General features: G+C 66.8%; 19 protein-coding genes. 11 read left to right on the top strand and 8 right to left on the bottom strand.

The genetic code is table 11. From position 1 onward, the window contains the following. The first annotated feature begins 23 nt into the window (after nt 1–23). Complete coding sequence (locus FO044_RS11420; protein WP_186290540.1) at nt 24–635, top strand: dihydrofolate reductase family protein; 612 nt, start codon at nt 24–26, stop codon at nt 633–635. Between the two features lie 56 nt (nt 636–691). On the opposite strand, the gene FO044_RS11415 is transcribed toward FO044_RS11420, so the two are convergent. Then, nucleotides 692–2,203 (bottom strand): HNH endonuclease signature motif containing protein, encoded by a 1,512-nt coding sequence (locus FO044_RS11415; protein ID WP_244945754.1) that lies wholly within the window; start codon nt 2,201–2,203, stop codon nt 692–694. A 211-nt stretch (nt 2,204–2,414) separates the two neighbouring features. Here FO044_RS11415 and FO044_RS11410 point away from each other — a divergent pair, with 211 nt between their 5' ends. Further along, entirely contained in the window at nt 2,415–3,905 is a 1,491-nt protein-coding gene (locus FO044_RS11410) for a flavin-containing monooxygenase (protein ID WP_143965686.1), read from the top strand. 10 nt (nt 3,906–3,915) lie between these two features. Here the strand turns inward: FO044_RS11410 and FO044_RS11405 are convergent, their stop codons facing one another. After that, complete coding sequence (locus tag FO044_RS11405) at nt 3,916–4,731, bottom strand: SOS response-associated peptidase (protein WP_143965685.1); 816 nt, start codon at nt 4,729–4,731, stop codon at nt 3,916–3,918. A gap of 181 nt (nt 4,732–4,912) precedes the next feature. Between FO044_RS11405 and FO044_RS11400 the strand changes: the two genes are divergently transcribed. Both FO044_RS11400 and rsrA read left to right on the top strand, forming a co-directional pair. Further along, nucleotides 4,913–5,611, top strand: coding sequence for a sigma-70 family RNA polymerase sigma factor (locus FO044_RS11400; RefSeq protein WP_425323591.1), 699 nt, complete (start codon nt 4,913–4,915; stop codon nt 5,609–5,611). Next, entirely contained in the window at nt 5,608–5,922 is a 315-nt protein-coding gene (gene rsrA, locus FO044_RS11395; protein ID WP_132991982.1) for a mycothiol system anti-sigma-R factor, read from the top strand. The genes FO044_RS11400 and rsrA overlap by 4 nt, the downstream gene beginning before the upstream one ends. A gap of 97 nt (nt 5,923–6,019) precedes the next feature. Here the strand turns inward: rsrA and FO044_RS15265 are convergent, their stop codons facing one another. After that, a complete protein-coding gene (locus tag FO044_RS15265) occupies nt 6,020–6,094 on the bottom strand; it encodes a 50S ribosomal protein bL37 (protein WP_371865352.1) in 75 nt (24 codons plus the stop codon). Between the two features lie 122 nt (nt 6,095–6,216). On the opposite strand from FO044_RS15265, the gene FO044_RS11390 reads away from it, so the two are divergent. After that, nucleotides 6,217–6,435 (top strand): biotin/lipoyl-binding carrier protein, encoded by a 219-nt coding sequence (locus FO044_RS11390; protein ID WP_132991981.1) that lies wholly within the window; start codon nt 6,217–6,219, stop codon nt 6,433–6,435. Between the two features lie 12 nt (nt 6,436–6,447). Continuing rightward, nucleotides 6,448–7,971: a sensor histidine kinase gene (locus FO044_RS11385; protein ID WP_143965684.1), complete on the top strand. Its 1,524-nt coding sequence runs from the start codon at nt 6,448–6,450 to the stop codon at nt 7,969–7,971. 104 nt (nt 7,972–8,075) lie between these two features. On the opposite strand, the gene FO044_RS11380 is transcribed toward FO044_RS11385, so the two are convergent. Next, nucleotides 8,076–8,330, bottom strand: coding sequence for a WhiB family transcriptional regulator (locus tag FO044_RS11380; protein WP_132991979.1), 255 nt, complete (start codon nt 8,328–8,330; stop codon nt 8,076–8,078). Between the two features lie 261 nt (nt 8,331–8,591). Further along, on the bottom strand, nt 8,592–9,539 hold the full coding sequence (locus FO044_RS11375) for a diacylglycerol/lipid kinase family protein (protein ID WP_186290539.1): 948 nt from the start codon (nt 9,537–9,539) through the stop codon (nt 8,592–8,594). A 131-nt stretch (nt 9,540–9,670) separates the two neighbouring features. Between FO044_RS11375 and FO044_RS11370 the strand changes: the two genes are divergently transcribed. After that, on the top strand, nt 9,671–10,099 hold the full coding sequence (locus tag FO044_RS11370) for a hypothetical protein (protein ID WP_143965682.1): 429 nt from the start codon (nt 9,671–9,673) through the stop codon (nt 10,097–10,099). A gap of 111 nt (nt 10,100–10,210) precedes the next feature. Continuing rightward, entirely contained in the window at nt 10,211–11,002 is a 792-nt protein-coding gene (locus FO044_RS11365) for a ParA family protein (protein WP_143965681.1), read from the top strand. Nucleotides 11,003–11,026: 24 nt separating this feature from the next. Here the strand turns inward: FO044_RS11365 and FO044_RS11360 are convergent, their stop codons facing one another. Beyond that, nucleotides 11,027–12,307 (bottom strand): Rv3212 family protein, encoded by a 1,281-nt coding sequence (locus FO044_RS11360; RefSeq protein ID WP_143965680.1) that lies wholly within the window; start codon nt 12,305–12,307, stop codon nt 11,027–11,029. Nucleotides 12,308–12,327: 20 nt separating this feature from the next. Next, a complete protein-coding gene (locus FO044_RS11355) occupies nt 12,328–13,887 on the bottom strand; it encodes a DEAD/DEAH box helicase (protein ID WP_143965679.1) in 1,560 nt (519 codons plus the stop codon). A 191-nt stretch (nt 13,888–14,078) separates the two neighbouring features. On the opposite strand from FO044_RS11355, the gene FO044_RS11350 reads away from it, so the two are divergent. Together FO044_RS11350 and FO044_RS11345 are read left to right on the top strand one after the other, a co-directional pair. After that, nucleotides 14,079–14,723 carry a ferritin-like fold-containing protein gene (locus tag FO044_RS11350; RefSeq protein WP_132991974.1) on the top strand — a complete coding sequence of 215 codons (645 nt, stop codon included), beginning with the start codon at nt 14,079–14,081 and terminating at the stop codon, nt 14,721–14,723. A gap of 95 nt (nt 14,724–14,818) precedes the next feature. Next, entirely contained in the window at nt 14,819–15,049 is a 231-nt protein-coding gene (locus FO044_RS11345) for a DUF3107 domain-containing protein (RefSeq protein ID WP_132991973.1), read from the top strand. Between the two features lie 15 nt (nt 15,050–15,064). On the opposite strand, the gene fasR is transcribed toward FO044_RS11345, so the two are convergent. Next, on the bottom strand, nt 15,065–15,724 hold the full coding sequence (gene fasR, locus FO044_RS11340; RefSeq protein ID WP_143965678.1) for an HTH-type transcriptional activator FasR: 660 nt from the start codon (nt 15,722–15,724) through the stop codon (nt 15,065–15,067). A gap of 124 nt (nt 15,725–15,848) precedes the next feature. Between fasR and FO044_RS11335 the strand changes: the two genes are divergently transcribed. After that, nucleotides 15,849–16,826 carry a DUF3152 domain-containing protein gene (locus FO044_RS11335; protein WP_143965677.1) on the top strand — a complete coding sequence of 326 codons (978 nt, stop codon included), beginning with the start codon at nt 15,849–15,851 and terminating at the stop codon, nt 16,824–16,826. Nucleotides 16,827–16,850 lie beyond the last annotated feature (24 nt).

Here is a 16,850-nt window from a genome sequence, read left to right as displayed (position 1 = left end):
CGCCCGACACGGGGGAGCGCATCGTGCGTCAGGTCATCGTCAACAACATCGTCTCGCTCGACGGCCGATACGCCGACGAGAGCGGAAACCCGCTCGCCTTGAACATGGACGGAGCGTTCGATCGCGCCAACCTCGAGTCGGCCGAGTCCGCGGATCTGATCCTGCTGGGCAGGGAGTCGTTCGACGGGTTCAGCGCGCACTGGCCGTTCGTCGCCGATGCGCCCGAACCCGATGACGTGAACGCTCCGGAGGCCCGCGCATTCGATGCGGTCAACCGGGCGATGAGCCGCCGGTACAACAGTCTTCCGAAGGTCGTCGTGACCGACCGCGGGTCGATCCCCGCCGGCAATCCCTGGCACGATTCGACCACGACGATCGGTCGCGCCGACGTCGCCGGTTGGTTGGCGATCGAACGCGAGCGCGGCGATGGTGCCATCGTGATCTTCGGTAGTCACGTGCTGTGGAACGCGCTTCTCGCAGAGGGGCTCGTCGACGAGTTGCACCTGATGGTCAGTCCCACGGTTCTCGGCACGGGGGTGTCTGCGTTCACCGGTGCTGCTGACCTCCGGCTCCTGGAGTCCCGCACATTCGACGACTCCGGGAACGTACAGCTGCGGTACGCAGTGCGTCGTTGAGCGGCATCTCAGAACAGGGCGATCTCAGAACAGGGCGATCTCAGAACAGGGCGATCTCAGAACGGTGGTTCGCCGTCCTCCTCGTACTGGGCCTCGCGCGCCCGTCGGTTGGCGGCGCGCATCGCCATCCGGTACCGATGCTTCGCCTGGAGTCGGGTGATCGGGCGCTGCGGTTCGGTGCCGCAGGTCGGCTCGCCCGGGGCGATGGCCGGCCCGTGTCGGCAGCTGATGTGTCCCAGTTCGGGCAGCAGCCAGGAGTTCAGAGCCTTCGAACGAACCGTGTATCCCTCGGGTGTGGTGACCTCGGTCCAGATGTCACCGTTGGCGTCGACGATCTGATCGTCCAGCCATCCCTCGGCGTGCGTTTTGACGTTGTGATGAAAGCGGCACTTCGGCGCCAGATTGCAGAAGCACGTCGGCCCGCCGGCCTCGGGGCTCTCGTGATTGAACTCGCAGACGTGATCCAGATCGGATTCGAAGGCGGGCCGGTCGCAACCGGGCCACGAGCACTGACCGAAGAGACCGCGAACCGCGACGTCGCAGGTCGTGGTCGGTCGATGGGGATCGGCATCCTGTGCGGTGCGATCGATCAGTTCGTCCAGGTCGAGGTCGCGGACGATTGCGTCCGGACGGGTCGCCATCTCCCGCAGCTGCGCGGCTGACACGGGACCGTGCCCGTCGAGAAAACCGGGGTCGTCGGAATCGCCGGTGAGACTCTCGCGGCGGACCACCACGTGCAGGACGATGCTCGCCGCTCGGGCGGCGGCATCGGCGTCGGTGAGCTCGGAGGTGCAGTCGTCGCGCCCGCACCGGCACTCGAACGGCGTGCCGTTGATGCGGTTCATCGCCGCGTCCGCTCGACGTACCTGCTTGCTGCGCGGGTCGTGCGCGCACACGCCGGAGATCAGGGTGTCGAGCACCTTCATCGAGAGCGCGACATCGGCGGAATCGGCGGTCACGATCAGTTCGGTGAGCTCTGAGTCGACGGGATTTGCGACGACGCGCTTCCCTGTCTTCGCGGCGTCCCGGGTGCGCTTGGCGCCGTCGGGATCGAGCTTCGCCACGACGGCGGAGACGATCGACGTGACCCGGCTCAGGGAGAGTGCACCACCTGCGCGGAGCCGTCTCGCGGCCTCGACGTCGATCTCCTCCAGGACAGGACCGTCGTCGACCAGCGCGACCTGTACAAGTGCGCCGTGGAACTGGTACGGCGACAGCACCCCGTCTCGCAGCAGGAGGCCGATCGCCGGCACGCGCGCCATGCACGAGATGGACCGGTCGACGAAGCGCTCTGCGGTGAACTGCCGAACACCGGCGACCACCGCGTACGACGCAGCCGTCTGGCAGACGGGGTCGAAGATCGAGGTGCAAGCGTCGCGCTCCCTTCCGCTCGGAATCGCGTCGAGCTTCGCCTGCAGGACTGTGTGCATCGCCTGGTACTGCAACCACAGGACCAGGCCCTGGTAACCGTCCGCGCGGGCGGCGAAGCCGATGAGGCCCGCCAAGTTGTCGGTGGAGCCGTCCGGCGCCGGGCAGGGGATGCGGATGACGATCTCGTCGTTGTTCACCCGTGCTTGTGCTCGTGCTTGGGTCTGTGCCCGAGCCGGTGCTGGAGCGCTGGAGTTCATGGGATCCTCCCCGATTCATGAACTGTTCGAATATGCGTTCTATACTACAGTGAGTTGTCGTACCGGTCAACGGGGGTTCCCGGGGCTGGTAACCCAGATCACACCCGGCTATCGTGTGACGTCAGGTAACACTGATCTGCTGGGAGTCCCGATGAGCAACACGACCCTCGACCACGAAGCCCTGATCGTAGGCGCCGGCTTCGGCGGGATGGGCGCCGCGATCGAACTGAAGCGCCAGGGGGTACGCGACATCGCGATCGTCGAACGCGAAGACGATCTCGGCGGCACGTGGCACGTCAACCACTACCCGGGCCTCGCCGTCGACATCGCATCGGTCACTTACTCGTACTCGTTCGAACCGAACCCGAACTGGTCGCGACTGTTCGCGCCGGGCGTCGAACTCAAGGGGTACGCGGAGCACGTGGCCGACAAGTACGACCTGCGTCGCCACATGGAGTTCGGCATTGTCGTGGAGCGCGCAGTGTGGGATGACGAGGGTGAGTTCTGGACCGTTCACTTCGCGGATGGGACCAGTCGTACGGCGCACTACCTGCTCACTGCGACCGGGTTCCTGTCGCAGCCGTACACCCCTGATTTCCCGGGAATCGATTCCTTCGCGGGCGAGATCATCCACACCACCGCGTGGCAGGACGGGTACGACTTCGCTGGCAATCGGGTGGCCGTCATCGGTACCGGCGCAACCGCCGTCCAGCTGATCCCGGAGATCGCGAAGTCGGCTGAGCACCTGACGGTGTTTCAGCGGACACCGATCTGGGTGGTCCCGAAGGTCGACTTCCCGATCCCGCCCGTGGTGCGGCGGATCTTCGCCGCGCTCCCGTTCACACAGCGGGCCGCACGCGTCGTGAACACCTCGCTGCTCGAGATGCTGATGGTGTTCGGGGTGCTGCACTACCGGCAGGCCAAGCCGGGAAACCAGGTCGCAGCACTGCTGTCGAAGGCGCACCTGCGCAGTCAGGTGCGGGACGAGCGGACCCGCGAGCAGCTCACGCCGTCGTACGACTTCGGTTGCAAGCGCCCCACCTTCAGCAACCACTACTTCCGCACCTTCAACCGGCCGGAGGTGGACCTGCAGACCTCCTCGATAGTGCGCGTGGAGCCCGGCGGGATAGTCGTCGAGGACGGGACGGAGGTCGAGATCGACACCCTGGTGCTCGCGACCGGATTCAATCTGTGGGACGTGAACTTCCCGGCCTTCCAGATCGTCGGGCGTGATGGCCGTGACCTCGGAAAGTGGTGGCGTGAAGGTCGGTTCCAGGCGTACGAGGGCATCACCGTCCCCAAGTTCCCGAACTTCCTCACCCTCAACAGTCCGTACTCGTACAGCGGGCTCTCGTACTTCACGACCATCGAAGGTCAGATGAAGCACATCGCCCGGCTCTTCGGGGAGATGCGCCGGCGCCGCACCGACCGATTCGAGGTCACTGAGGATGCCAACGAGAAGTTCCTCGCCCGGGTCACCGAGCGGCTCGGGGACTCCGTCTTCTACGCGGGCGACTGCGCGAGCTCACGCAGCTACTACTTCAATCAGCACGGCGAGGCGACCCTGCTGCGACCGCAGGCGACGCTCCCGAGCCTCAAGGAGATGAGCACGTTCCCGCTCGAGGACTACGAGTTCGCATGAGGCCGGCCCGCTAGACCGGCTCGAGTAGCTCCGGTCCGTTGTTGGTCACCCGGTTGACCAGCGGGGCGACCTCACGGATCCCGATACGTTCGACGAGTTCGGCGGCGGGCGGCGCGAGCAGAGCCGGGTCGGGCGGCGCATCCGGATCGAGCCAGGCGTCCCAGTTCTCGTGCGGCATGATCAGCGGCATCCGGTGATGGATGTCGGTCAGCGAACCGACCGCATCGGTGGTGATGATGGTGGTGCTCGACACCCACGCCGAATCGTCGCCCGCCTCGCGGGCCGCCGTCGGCCGCCACGCCGCCCACAGGCCGGCCATGAACAGCCGCGAGCCGTCGTCCGGTGACATGAAGTACGGGACCTTCGTCGGCTTGCCGTTCGCTCCCTCCGGGCCCGGCTTCCACTCGTACCAGCCGTCCATCGGGACCAGGCAGCGCTTGCCCTTCAACGAGCTGCGGAACGCGGGCTTGGACCCGACGGTCTCGGCCCGCGCGTTGAACAGCAGCGGCCCCTTGCCCAGTTCCTTGGTCCACGGCGGCACCAGACCCCAGCGCATGGCGCGGACGCGGCGCGTCGCCTCATCCGCCTCGGCTGAGGAGTCGCGTGATCCGCTGTCGTCGCGCGATCCGCTTCGGTCTCGTTGTCCGCTGTCTCGTTGTCCATGGTCGTGACGTTGCACGACGGTCATCACGGTGCTGGTGGGCGCGACGTTGTAGTTCCCCTCGGCGAGCCGCTCCGCGGTGTCGGGGTCGCTGACCTCGTTCCGAGCATCGATCTCGGCTGCCAGCCGCGCCGGGTCGGTGGTCACTGCATAGCGTCCGCACATGTGAATCATGCTGGCACGGAACATCTGGACCCGGCACGGTGTTGGACATGCCGACACCATCGTCATAGAACGAACGACGAGAACGACCAGTGAGACTCAGGAGGTGAGCGGAATCGTGAGAACCGCTACCGCGACCCGCTCGTCCGCACGGAACGCTGCGGAACTGGAGCCGAAAGTCCTCATCGCCTGGCCCGACGGCGGCGACGTAGACTTGATCGATCAGGCTTCCAGTGAAGGGGACTCCGTGTCGGACACACACGTCCAATCTGAATCGGTCCAGCCAGAGTCGGCGAAACAGGAGACTCCGGCGGAACTCAGTGAGCGGTTCGAGCGCGACGCGCTGCCATTGCTCGATCAGCTGTACGGCGGTGCGCTGCGCATGACGCGCAACCCCGCGGACGCCGAGGATCTCGTGCAGGAGACGTACGTCAAGGCTTTCTCCGCGTTCTCGTCGTTCCGGGCAGGCACCAACTTGAAGGCGTGGATGTACCGCATCCTCACCAACACGTACATCAACTCGTATCGCAAGAAGCAGCGCCAGCCTGCGCAGTACCCGACGGATGAGATCACCGACTGGCAGCTCGCCGCGACGGCCGAGCACACGTCGACCGGTCTGCGTTCGGCGGAGATCGAAGCCCTCGACGCGATGCCGGACGAGAAGATCAAGAACGCACTGGCGCAACTGCCCGAAGACTTCCGCATGGCCGTGTACTACGCGGACGTGGAAGGTCTGCCCTACAAGGAGATCGCCGAGATCATGGACACTCCGATCGGAACCGTGATGTCCCGACTGCACCGTGGCCGGCGCCAGCTGCGCGACCTGCTCGCCGACGTCGCGCACGAGCGTGGCATCGGCCGGACCGGAGAGGTGGTCCGATGAGCAACGAGACGGTCCGCCCCGATTCCTCCGACGACCCGTTCGAGCAGCTCGACTGCACCGCGGTGATCGCCGACATCTGGCTGCTCCTCGACAACGAGTGCGACACCGGTGCCCGCGCTCGGCTCCAGGGTCACCTCGACGGTTGCCCGTCGTGCTTGGAGCATTACGGGGTCCAACGGCAGCTCAAGGAACTCGTATCCCGCAAGTGCGGTGGCGACGCTGCACCAGAGAGTCTGCGTGAGCGGCTGCGGGTGGAGATCCGCCGATCGGTGACGATCACGCAGACGAGCGTGCGTCGCGACCTCGGCTAGGTTCTCCAGCGCAGACTCCAACGCCAACGGCCCGATCCGATGTCGTCAGTAGACGACGGGGATCGGGCCGTTTCCGCGTTCGCGTGAGCGAGAGTGCTCAGGCGTTGGGACGCTTGCCGTGGTTGGCAGCATTCTTCTTGCGGCTGCGCTTCTTACGTCCGCGCTTACCCATGACGGACCTCCTTTTACTGCGTGCGTGTCACGTGCGTCGATGATTCTTTCACGTTGCGGGCACTCTGTGTTAATCGCGATCGAGGCGGTCAGGCGCCCGGCCTGCTCGGTTACGATCGATTCATGCCTGAAGACGTCGTCGCTGAAATCGTCGCCACCGTCCTCGAGATCTCCGTGGAGGCCGGCCAGCAGGTCGCAGTCGGCGACACCCTGGTTCTCCTCGAGTCGATGAAGATGGAGATTCCGGTGGTCGCGGAGGACCCGGGCACCATCGGCGAGGTGCGGGTGACGGTGGGCGAAGTGATCCAGGCGGGTCACACCATCGCCACCTACCAGGCCTGACGGCCGCACCCAGTGGCGACTCTCACCGACCTCCTCGCTGAGCACACCACCCTGTCGGACGGGGCGGCGGCGCATCTGCAGCGACTCGTCGCCGAATGGCAGCTGCTGGCCGATCTGTCGTTCGCCGACTACCTGCTCGCCGTCAGCGGCGAGGACGGCAACCTGGTGTACGTGGCCCAGTCGCGGCCGAACACGGCGTCCACGGTGTTCCAGCAGGACGAGGTGGGGCACCGGGTTGACCGGCCGGCCAGTCCGCAGGGCGCGAATCCGGTGATCGAGCAGGCGCTCGCCAGCGGACGGATCGAGCGCGAGGGTATCGCCACCCGCTTCGGCAACCTGCTCGTCGATCGCATCGCGGTGCCCGTGACGTTCGACGGCCAGGTGATCGGGGTACTCGGACGGGCGGCCGACGCCTCGGATATCCGGCCGGCCTCCCCGCTGGAAGCCGCCTACCGCGATGCGGCGCAGGCCTTGTGCGAGATGGTCGTGGAGGGGACCTTCCCACTCGACGAGGCGAACACGCTCGGCCTGTCCACCCCACGCGCGGGTGACGGATTCGTGCGCGTGGACCCGCAGGGCCGAGTGGTCTACGCGAGTCCCAACGCGCTGTCCGCGGTGCACCGCATGGGCTGGAACACCGACCTGTCCGGCGTGGTGATCGCCGACACGTTGGCCGAACTGCTGACCGACCCGTTCGAGTCGGTCGATGCCGCTGCGATGATCGAGCACGCGGCTGGAGGGCGGGACGACGCAGCGCTGCCGGGCCCGCTCATCGCGATGCGCATGGAACTCGACGCCCGACGTGCCAGTGTGCTGATCCGGGCGGTGCCCCTCCGGTCACGTGCGCGGTCGCAGGGGGCGGTGCTGCTGATCCGTGACGTGACCGAGGTGAAACGCCGCGACCTCGCGCTCATAAGCAAGGACGCCACGATCCGGGAGATCCATCACCGGGTGAAGAACAACCTCCAGAGCGTGTCGGCCCTCCTGCGTCTGCAGGCGCGCCGATCAGGCAACGCAGAGACCAGACAGGCACTGTCCGAGGCCGTCCGACGGGTCTCGTCGATCGCTTTGGTCCACGAGATGCTGTCCGGAAGCGTGGACGAGGAAGTGGATCTCGATGCCATCGTCGATCGTGTCGCCACCTCCCTCGTCGACGTGACGATCCCCGACGGCGGCGGTGAACGCGTGGAGATCCGCCGGGACAACCGTCTCGGGGTGCTGAGCGCGGATCTGGCGATGCCGTTGGTGATGGTGCTGACCGAAGTGCTCCAGAACTCCATCGAGCACGGGTTCACGTCCGGTCAGCGGGGCGCGATGATCGTGATCGACTGCCACCGCGATGTCCGGTCGGTCACCGTGCGCGTCACCGACAACGGCAAGGGGCTACCCGACGGCTTCGACATCGCCGCATCCGATCGGCTGGGACTTCAGATCGTCCGCACCCTGGTCTCCAACGACCTGCGAGGCAGTATCGACATCGGACCGGCCGTCGGTGGGCCCGGTACGCGGGTCGAACTGGAGATCCCGCTGCACTGAGGGTCGCACTGCGCCGATCAGGTCGGTTCTGATGCGCAGCACCGCAGAAGCAGAAGTACCCCGCTCCACCAGGGGAACGGGGTACTTCTGGTCAGCAGTCCGAGTCAGACGACGCTGCGGGCACGGGTGCGTGCGTTGCGGCGCTTGAGCGCGCGACGCTCGTCCTCGCTCATGCCACCCCAGACGCCGGCGTCCTGGCCGGTCTCGAGTGCCCATGCGAGGCAGTCTGCGGTCACCGGGCAGCGCTGGCAGACGATCTTGGCGTCTGCGACCTGGGCGATCGCGGGACCGCTGGTTCCCACCGGGAAGAACAGTTCGGGATCCTCGTCGCGGCAGATGGCCTTATGGCGCCAGTCCATTTCAAACTCCTTCAAACAAGTCTCATCGTGCACAGGGCACGCGAATGTACGTCGGTTCGACTTCGTGGGCTGCAACGACGGAAATCGCCAGTGGAGGATCTGAGCCGGGCGGAGCGCAGAACTGGGGGCCGGTCGTTGCGGTCACTAACTGTTGTACTACTGTGCAGCGGCGTTTGGCTATAGGTCGGCGGCGAATGCTGGATACGTCACAAGGGGTTGGCAACGAGGTCAACATATGCGTACCCGCCGGTAACTAACGTGTTAACCGGCCTCGGGAGGTGCCACCACATCGAGGACGCCACGGCGGTTGCCGAACTCGATATCGGTGAATCGTCCCAGGTAGTCGCCGTCCATCTGGAAGTCGGCCGGCTCATCGGAGTGGAAGCGAACCCACTCGACGTCGTCGTCGCGGTACACATGTGACGCTGTGGGGTCGGCGCCGCGAATAAACTTGGATCCGAGTCTCAGATTCCGCGGGACCGACATCGACGTCGCCGCGAACACGCCCAGCCCGGTGTCGAAATCGGTGCCGGGGTTGGTGCGGATCGGTCGGGAGCCCAGGTACGTCCACGGGCCGGTGTTACTGACGAATCCGAACCGGACGCCGTTGACGGGTTCGCGATCGGGGACGTCGACGGTGAAGGTCGGCGGGGTCACCTGCGGCCGGAAGAACGCTCCGAGGGTGACGCGCAGGTAGAGGCCGGCGGTCGCGCGGCGGCCGGCGTGGCGCAGCTCCTCCATCCGGCGGACCACGATCGCGTCGGTGCCCATGCCCGCGGTGAACAGGAACCAGCGATTCAGCGCGTGGCCGAGGCTGATGGAACGGCGGGCTCCCGCATCGAGCAGTTCCATGAGCTGTGCCGTGGCGGTCAGCGGGTCCCGGCTGATCCCCAGGGCGCGGGCGAACACGTTCGCACTGCCACCCGGGACGACGCCGAGGGCCGGCAGGGTCGCCGGGTCGGGAGCGGGGGAGTCAGGTGCACCCAGCATTCCGTTGGCGACTTCGTTGACCGATCCGTCACCGCCGTGGACGACGACGGCGTCGTAGCCTTCGTTGACCGCCCTAGTGCCGAGTTCACCGGCGTGCCCGCGATGGGTGGTGTGCTCGACGTCGACCGCGAAGCGGGAATCGAGCGTGTTGGCGAGCGCATCGCGGCCCTCAGCGGTGGTGAAGGTCGCGAACGGATTCGTGATCAGCATGACGCGCACGAGGCCTTACGTTATCGGGCGGGCCGGCATACGACGAATCGGGAGAACGGCTCCGCACAGCGCGAGTCGCAGCAAGGTCCGCACTGCGGGTCGGTCGACGGACGCCGACGGGGCCGACCTACTCTGGACGCGTGAGCAGTTCTGAATCCGTGCGGCGTGCACCCGACGTGCCGTCGACGCTCCGCTGGGCGGGCCGGATCATCGCCGTCGAAGGCGTGATCGGGTTGATCGTCGCCATCATCTACGTGGTGCGGGAGGCTGCCGGTCACCACGAGGCCGCCATCAGCGGATACGGGTCGGCAGTGTGGTTCGCCGTCATCGGCGTCGCCGTTCTCGCAGGTGGCGTCGCCCTCACGCGAGGTCGGCGCTGGGGTCGTGCCATCGGGATGATGGCCCAGATCCTGCTACTGCCCGTCGCCTACGCGCTCCTGACCGCCAGTGGGCTCCCGCTCCTGGGAGCGCCCGTCGGCATCGCCGCCCTCGCTGTGCTGGCGCTCCTCTTCGCGCCCGCCTCGCTGAGTTGGCTGAACGCCGATTCGCTGCCCCCGGATGCGCGCTGACTCGGGCCACTACTCGAGGCAGACTCAGGTGCGGCCCCAGCAGTGCCGGCTCAGTGTGTTGAGAGACACTCGGTCACTCGGATGTAACGCGATCATCGTATGGTGGTGCGCATGACGCGCACCCTTGCAATCGCCAATCAGAAAGGTGGCGTGGCGAAGACCACCACCACGGCGTCGGTCGGCGCCGCACTCGCGGATAACGATGTATCCGTCCTGGTAGTGGATCTGGACCCCCAGGGCTGCCTGACTTTCTCGCTCGGTCACGACCCCGATCAGCTCACCAAATCGGTACACGATGTGCTGATCGGCGCCGAGGAGATCGCGGACGTCCTCCTCGACACCGACGACAACGTGACCCTGCTGCCCGCCACGATCGATCTCGCGGGCGCCGAAGCACTGCTGCTGATGCGCCCGGGACGCGAGTACGCGCTCAAACGCGCGCTCGCCGAGGTCGAGCAGGACTACGACGTCGTCCTCATCGACTGCCCGCCCTCCCTCGGAGTGCTCACTCTCAACGGGCTCACCGCGGCCGACGAGGTGATCGTGCCGTTGCAGTGCGAGACGCTGGCGCACCGTGGCGTCGGACAGTTGCTGCGCACCGTCACCGAAGTGCAGCAGATCACCAACCAGAACCTGAAGATGCTCGGTACGGTCGCCACCCTCTTCGACGCGCGCACCACGCATAGCCGGGACGTGCTCTCCGATGTGTCCGATCGCTACGACCTGCCGGTGATCAATCCGCCGATCCCGCGCACCGTCCGGTTCGCCGAGGCGTCGGCGTCGGGTGCATCGGTCATGCGCGGACGCAAGAACAAGGGCGCCACCGCGTACCGGGAGTTGGCCGACAACCTCCGCACCTACTGGAACGGCGCGGAACTGGGGACCTACGAGCTGAGCGTCTGACGCTGCGCACACCGGTTCCGGGCGTCAGGGCGACTCCAGGGCGACGATCCGGTCACCGCGCTGCTCGATGACGTACTCGCCGAACACCCGAAGCGAGACGGCGTGCCCGCCGTCTGCGTCGTAACCATGACGGTCGACGGGGATCGATCGGATCTCGCGACCGTCGGACAACCGCCGCACGCTGATCCCGCCGGGAATCGGGAGCAGTAGTTCGCCTGCCATGACGGCACCCGGTCCGATCGCGTCTTTCGTCTGATAGAGCGGCGCGCCGGTCATCGCGTCGAGTACAACCGTGCCGGTTCCCGTCCAGAAGCTCACCACTCCGGAGCCGATGACCGGGACGCTGCTCTCCGGCGCCTCAGGCAGACCGCGGACCGGCCGCTGCGAGGTGACCTCGGCCTGGGTGGAGAACGTCCGCACCCGCGGTCCGGGAGGCGGGCCGACCTCGCCGGTCTCGTCGAGTCCGCCGTCATACACGGTGAACGACTGCCCGCTGCCCGCGATCAGTTCGGGGGCGGGACCGTGCGATGTCGTGGTGAGCATGGTCGTGCCCCACTGGATGATCTTCTCGTCCGAATCGAGAGCCGACCCCAGGATCGTCAGACGGTATCCGTAGTCGCCGTCGCAGCGCTCCACCACGGCTACCCGGTTCTCGCCGGGCAGCGCGGAGTACAGACGGCAGTTCGACCGTCCCGGCGTGTTCTCGGGGTTGACCGGTGCGGAGACTCGTCCGTACTCGATTCCGCGAACCAGGTTGGTGCCCCACGTCTCGAGCCGGGTCGGGCCGGCCGACAGCACGTAGTCGCCGTCGTAGGAGAGCTTCACCTGCTCGTCGGCATCCGACGACCGGGAGTTGACGCGCGAACCGTCGGCGCCGTTCAGTGCGGTGACGGCGCTGCACCCGCGGCTGTTCCGGTACGCGGCCAGCACGAGGTCGTCGCCTCCGGGCCATGCGGCCAGTGCGTCGCACAGCGGAACGTCGCGGTGATACCGCCACACCTGCTCGCCGTTCGCGGGATTGCGGGCGGTCACGGTGCCGCCATCGGCGGTGACCACTGTGGTCCCGGCGAGCTGCGGCGTCCGCGTCACCGATGACGCGTGCGACCACGCCTCTCGCAGTTCGCGTGGTGTGTGCTCGGCTGCCCGCGGCACCTGGAGCGGTGCGTCAGCGGTCGTGAGGGCGGACTGCCGGGCGCTGCTGGTCGCCCAGACGAGCGCACCCGCGGCGACGATCGCGACCACGATCAACGTGGTCACGATCAGGTCGACGCGGGTACGACGCTCCGGAGCGATCCGAACTCCCATACTCGTGAGAGTACGGGCGATCAGTCGGTGGACGCCGACGAGCCGCCTGCGGGCTTCGCGCCCGAACGACGACGGCGGCGCCTCGGGCGACCGGCCGCCTCACCGGTGGGTGCGGAGTCGGCAGTCGGGGTGTCGCGTCGTTCGCCCTTCGGCCCGGACTCACCGCCGCGCGTGCGGCGACGGTTGCGCTTGCGCGGAGCCGGACGATCGGCGCGTGCCTCACGGCGCTGCTCCGACGTCTGACGCGCGCCCTCGACGCGGCCGTCCGCGGACTTCGGGATGCTGAGCTCCTCGAGCAGGTGATCGGAGGTCGAGTAGGTCTCGACCGGAGCGGCCATGCCGAGGCCGAGCGCCTTGTCGATCAGCTCCCAGCGGTGGAGCTCGTCCCAGTCGACGAGCGTGATCGCGATGCCGGTGCGGCCCGCACGCCCGGTGCGGCCGATGCGGTGGACGTACGTCTTGTCGTCCTCCGGGCACTGGTAGTTGACGACGTGGGTGACATCGTCGATGTCGATGCCGCGGGCAGCCACATCGGTGGCGACGAGGACGTCGACCGTGCCGTCGCGGAACTTGCCGAGCGATTTCTCGCGAGCCACCTGACCGAGGTCGCCGTGGACGGCGCCGACCTTGAAACCCCGTTCGGCGAGATCGTCGGCGACCTTCTGCGCGGTGCGCTTCGTGCGGGTGAAGATCATGGTCGCGCCGCGTCCGTCGGCCTGCAGGATGCGTGCTACCAGTTCGGCCTTGTCGAGCGCGTGGGCACGATACACGTACTGGGTGGTGCGCTCGTGGACGGCCGAATCGTTGGCCTGCTCGGCGCGGATGTGCGTCGGACGGTTCAGGAACGTGCGTGCGAGCGTGACGATCGGCCCCGGCATGGTGGCCGAGAACAACATCGTCTGGCGGTCGGTCGGCAGCGCACCCATGATGCGCTCGATATCGGGCAGGAAGCCCAGGTCGAGCATCTCGTCGGCCTCGTCGAGCACCAGGACACCGACCTTGCCGAGCACCAGGTGGCCCTGCTGCGCCAGGTCGAGAAGGCGGCCCGGCGTGCCGACGACGATGTCGACGCCGGACTGCAGCTCGGAGATCTGCTGTTCGTACGGCCGGCCGCCGTAGATCGAGGTGATCTTGAGCGGGCGCTCGGTGCCGTCGGTGAGCGTGACATCGACGCCCTTGGCTGCGACGTCGAGATCCTCGGTCACCTGGACGCAGAGTTCACGGGTCGGGACGATGATCAGCGCCCGCGGAGTGTTGTCGAGACCGCGCAGCCCCGACTTCTCGGCGTTGATCAGGCGATGCATCAACGGGATGCCGAAGCCGTAGGTCTTGCCCATGCCGGTACGGGCCTGGCCGATCAGGTCGCTCCCGCCGAGCGCCAGCGGCAGGGTGAGCTCCTGGATCGCGAAAGTGCGGGTCTTGCCGTCAGCGGTGAGGGCCGCTACGAGCGCGTCGTCGACCCCGAGTTCGGCGAACGTCGGGGCCTCGTGGGCCTCGTCGACGACGGTGGTGTGAATGGAGTCGTCGGCCGGAGCCGGATCACCGGTGGAACTCAGATCTGCGGAATTCAGGTCAGTCATGTGCGGTTATTTGCCTCTCGTGTGCGGTGCACGCACACATCGGCTCACGGGGTTCTTGGCTGTGCAAGACCCTCGGCGTGGCATCAGCGGTGCGCGCTCAAAGGTGGACGCGGTCCGGATCGGCCACTCCTCGGCGGCCGGATTCTCCCCACGTCTGGTCCAGAGTGTACCGCTTGCATATTCTGTGTCCCATGTCGAACAGTTCGCGTGCGCTCAACAAGCTCTACGAAGTACTTCTCGCGGGCGAGTTCGCCGCGTGCTATCGCCTCATCGACGAATCTGCCATGGCACAGTCGGCACCGGACCGGATCGCCATCGCACGTCTCATCGCCGCCGAGCTGGCCCACTTCGAGGAACTGGCAGCCGAGCTCGAGAAGGCAGGCGGGGACGCGGAGACGGCGATCACCGCGCATGCCGCCGTATTCGACGAGTACCACCGGGTCACCATGCCGCAGACCTGGTGCGAGGCGCTGGTCAAGATGCACATCGGCGATGGCCTCGCAGCCGACTTCCACGCCGAGCTCGTCGAGCAGCTGCCCGTCGAGTCGCAGCCGGTGATCGCGTCGGTGATGGAGAGCACCGGGTCCTCGGAGTTCGCCGTCCAGCGGGTGCGCGCGGCGATCGCCGACGACCCGGCACTGCGCTCGTCGCTCGCACTATGGGGGCGGAGACTCCTCGGCGAGGCGATCTCGCACATGCAGTGGGTGCTCGCCGAAGACGACGAGGTGATGGATCTGCTGTTCACCGGGGACGGCGGCCTGGCATCGGCGTCGACGTTCTTCGACCGGATGGCCGAGCGCCACGGGCAGCGCATGGCCGACCTCGGATTATCGTGACCGGCCTGCCCTCACCGGACTGCCGTCAGGCCGGACTGCCGTGATCCGTCCGGCCTGACGGGCCCGGAGAGCTCCGGCGGGTAGAGTCGGTCGCCATGAGCGTTGAGGTGAAGATCGGCATCGACCACAATCCCCGCGAACTCTCGGTGATCACGGCCGCGAGCAGCAAGGACGTGAACAAGAAAGTGTCGGCGGCACTCGCCGGAACTGACGAGATCCTCACTCTCGAGGACGAGAAGGGGGCGCAGGTCCTGGTTCCCGCCGCGAAGATCTCCTACGTCGAGGTCGGGACAAACGAGGCGAGGCGCGTCGGTTTCGGCGCTTGATGTCCCGGGCGTGAATCAGTCCTTCGGCAGGTCCTGCTTCGGCACGCCCGACAGTCCGCTCCACAGGAGTCGGACGGTCGTCTCGACCGCTGCAGATTTGTCGATGGGCCGATTGGCCTCCAGCCAGTAGCGGGCGTTCACCTGGCTCGCGCCGACGAGACCGGCAGCCAGCATGCGCGACCGGTACGGGTCCAGGCCCGAATCCTGCATGACGAGTCCGTACACGGCATCCACGCAGGCGTCGCTTGCCCCCTCCACTCGCCTGATGACCGCCGGGTCCATGGCGTCGGAAGCGAAGATGAGCCGGTAGCCCGAGTTGTCCTCGTCGATGAAGTCGAAGAACGACGCGACCGCAGCCTCCACACGGCGACGGTTGTCGGTGGTCGTGGTCAGAGCCTGGTTGAGGTCGGCGACCAGCTTCTCCGCATGCGAATCCACGACGGCGATGTAGAGGTCGAGCTTCGACGGGAAGTGCTGGTACAGGACAGGCTTGCTGACTCCCGCATGGATGGCGATCTCATCCATGCCGGCTGAGTGATATCCGCGTTCGACGAAGATCTCGCTCGCCGCATCCAGGAGTTGGCGTCGGCGCGCGCTGCGCGGGAGACGCGTCGGAGCACGGCCCGCGGCCGCCGGCGGTGCAGCATCGGGGACTGCTGAGTTGGCTGTCGGCATAAACCGAGGATACTCGGAGGGTGGAAGCACTTCGGACAGCAGTCCGAGAGTGAAATCGACCTGTGATCGGCGCTCCGAAGGGGAGATGCAAGGGGTTCATGGGTGCGTGTGAGAAAGTTGTGGCGTGACCGGAACACCTGAGCCTGGGGGCCAACGTCCCCGACGCCCGCGGCCCGACCAGCCGCTGCGCGCTCGCTGGGACCCGATCTCGGACGATGCGACCACGACCGGCACAGCCGGATCACGCAGCACGATAAGCAGATTCGTGCGCGCGTACGGATGGCGCGCCTACGTCATCCCGATCCTCGTGCTGATCACTGTCGCACTGCTCATCGCGAGTGTCCGTGGTGGCGGCTCGAGCGACGACGACGCGGCCGCCGCGTCGTCGGAGAGCACGCGGAACACCAACGTCAGCGAAGAGACCACCCCCATCGGTGCGCCGACCGGCGACATCCCGGAGGACGCGCTTCCCGCAGGCGCGCTTCCCGAGGGCGGAGAGTTCACCCAGCAGGGCGAAGAGGTCTACCGGACGATCCGCGGAACCGGACCCAAACTCGGCACGTCGAACCACGTGTACACCTACACCGTCGAGGTGGAGCGCGGCATCGATCCCGTCCAGTACAGCGGTGACGCGGCGTTCGCGAAGCTCGTCGACGCGACGCTCGCCAACAAGCGCAGCTGGATCGGCGACGGAAAGGTGTCGTTCCGGCGCGTCGCATCGGGGAATCCGGATCTGCGGATCTCGATGTCGTCGGCCAACACCGCTCGTGAACTGTGCGGTTACCAGATCAAGCTGCAGGCCTCGTGCTATTACCCGCCCGACAATCGCGTGGTGCTCAACCAGGCGCGCTGGGTGCGCGGAGCGACGGCGTTCGAAGGCGACGATCTGACGTACCGCCAGTACCTGATCAACCACGAAGTGGGCCACGGAATCGGGTACGAGGCGCACCGCCCGTGCGAGAAGAACGGCGAACTGGCGCCGATCATGATGCAGCAGACGTTCGGTACCGCGAACAGCGAGATCATGGCGCTCGACCAGCAGATGAAGGCCAACCGTTCGTACGTGTGCAAGCCGAACGCCTGGCCGTTCCCACCGCGATGATCGGGCAGTCGCGATGACCTGCCG

It is taken from the genome of Gordonia zhaorongruii (genome assembly GCF_007559005.1).
Taxonomy (GTDB): Bacteria; Actinomycetota; Actinomycetes; order Mycobacteriales; family Mycobacteriaceae; genus Gordonia; species Gordonia zhaorongruii.
This window is presented reverse-complemented; position numbering and strand designations above follow the sequence as displayed.